The organism is Faecalibacterium prausnitzii (assembly GCF_003287405.1).
GTDB classification, from domain to species: Bacteria; Bacillota; Clostridia; order Oscillospirales; family Ruminococcaceae; genus Faecalibacterium; species Faecalibacterium intestinale.
The window spans coordinates 1-2,052 of sequence record NZ_PRLD01000046.1 but is presented as its reverse complement, the minus strand read 5'-3'; the positions used below and the strand labels follow the sequence as shown (position 1 = coordinate 2,052).

The following is a 2,052-nucleotide window of genomic DNA, read 5'->3' as shown; positions in this document are numbered from 1 at the left end:
CGGACGCACCCTGCAAAAATCCACACACGATAAGTAAGGCAGGGAGTTCCCCAGCGGGAACTTCCTGTTTTTCTTTGGTTGCAATATGAGCCTGTTCCGCCTGCCACGCGGCAAACTCCCGCTGACCTTCCTCACTGTTCCAGCAGGCAAGGATGGCCGGGTAGAATGCCCGTGCCAGACGTTCGATGGCTTCATCGGGATAGGGGGAAGTGTTTGTGGACTTTTTCTTTTTGTTCAAACGCACGCTCCTTTGATCGTCCCACCGCAGCAAAGCCGGGCGAGAAAATCAAGGTTCCAATTTTTATCAGGCGCAAGGGCGCGGATGCTTTCCGCCCTGCACTTGCGGCTGGTGGCTCGTTGATGGCTTACAAGTGCCTGTCGTTATGCGGTCTTTTCTCCTTCAAGGGCTTCTGCAAGAGCCTTTTCCAGATAGGTTTCGATTTCAGTCAGGTAGTTAGCAGGTCTCTGCATTGCGAAGCGGAGAACCTTCTGCTTTTCCGGGTCAGTGAAATAGCTGGGATTGTTTTTGAGCGTTTTCTTCCATGAGTTTTTCATCATTTCGGTCGCACGGCTCAAGGATTTGTAAACCTTCATAAACTCGTCCGGTACATGATAGCACCGGAATTCTTCTGTTTGTGGCGTGGGCATGGGAACGGGTTCCGCTTTTTCAGGCTCAAATTCAGCGCTGGCAGATTCCAACACTTCCAATGCCTCTGGATGCAGGATTTGAGCAAGGACATCTGAACGATGCTCGACACTTGCCTGCACAAGCTTGGACATTTCTTCGTTGGTGAACTTCACTTCACCGGAAAAGACTTTCTGCTTGATGCCGGGAGAGAGGTTGTCCGCAATGTCGATGCCTCGTGTATAGTGGCTGGCACGGAGAACAGAGGCACGGCTGACACCGTTTTCTTCTGCGATCCGGTCGCAGGTTTTCTTCCCGGAGTGGTGGTTATCATCGTGAGCACCACCACTTTTCTTTGCTAAAGTGTACTGATTGCCCCGAAAGATTTTTGCAGCCTTCTTCTCGGCTTCGTACTGCTTCCCAAGCAGATAGCGTTTCTGTTCGGGACTCAGGTTTCGCCGTCCCAACTGATTCCGGCAAATCCACGCAATGGCTTCTTCGCGGTTCTCAAATCGGAGCGGCATGGTGGAGAAATAAATCTCTGGGTGCTTTTGGAGGATTGCATAACGATTGTGTCCGTCAACAAGTGTGTTGTTCCACACGATCAAAGGAGAAATCAGCTTGCCCTCTTTGAGGATGTTTTCTTCAAGCTGCTTAAATTCATCATCGGTCAGAGGGGGAATCTGAGACTGGAACTCCGGGTCGATTTTCAGATTGATCATACGCACACTCCTTTATCTCTCCTGCTGCGTCTGATCTTCCTCCCGGAAAAAGGACGCAACATTCTGCTTTGCGGTTTTCAGTTTGAGCAGTTCTTCTTTGGCTTCCTTGTACTGCTCGTAGAACGTTGCCTTTTCGGATGCCAGCTGCGCATACTCGGCTTCCAGCTTTTTCGGGCTGGGCAGCTTGGTGATGTTGCTTGCCTTGAAATAGGCTCCTGCCACCCGGTATGCTGTCAGCTCTGCACGATGCTGTTCCTCAAAAGCTGTTGAGCAATCTTTTTTGTATTTCTATAAATAATAATCAAGAGGGCGACAGCTTTTGTTGTCACCCTCTTGATTGTTATTTATTTTTCCCATGTTTTGGCTTTTTGTCGGACATTTATAATTTGGAGCTGGTATAGAATGCTGGGAATTGCAGAAACCAATGAAAAAATACCCAAGATGATAGAATGCTTGATAATGGCAAACAGTGCAAATAGAAGCAGCAGGAATAGCCATGGGTTACGCAAAGTGCGGTAGTATTTTTCTTTATCGGCATAGGAGGTGTGGAGTTCAAAAGGCTTTCCATCGTTTGCTTTTTCTACGATCAATAGTTCTCGGTTAAAAGTTGTTGCGTTTGTTGCAATACAACCGCCCATTTCCGCCCATGGACGCAATCGAACTTTTCCGACAGAATAGTTTAGATTGATGTTCTTGAAAAATACC

The 2,052-nt window shown here is 48.2% G+C and carries 3 protein-coding genes and 1 pseudogene; all 4 read right to left on the bottom strand.

What is annotated here, in order from left to right:
• A partial coding sequence (locus C4N24_RS15495) for a transposase (RefSeq protein WP_181573123.1) occupies positions 1 to 244 on the bottom strand: 244 nt, incomplete at its 3' end.
• Between the two features lie 137 nt (positions 245 to 381).
• Positions 382 to 1,347 carry a hypothetical protein gene (locus tag C4N24_RS14900; protein WP_112092028.1) on the bottom strand — a complete coding sequence of 322 codons (966 nt, stop codon included), beginning with the start codon at positions 1,345 to 1,347 and terminating at the stop codon, positions 382 to 384.
• A gap of 12 nt (positions 1,348 to 1,359) precedes the next feature.
• Positions 1,360 to 1,569, bottom strand: a complete 210-nt coding sequence (locus C4N24_RS14895) for a hypothetical protein (RefSeq protein ID WP_242983301.1) — start codon at positions 1,567 to 1,569, stop codon at positions 1,360 to 1,362.
• Positions 1,570 to 1,691: 122 nt separating this feature from the next.
• Positions 1,692 to 2,052 (bottom strand): annotated as a pseudogene (locus C4N24_RS14890) (DUF2812 domain-containing protein); the annotation flags it as partial.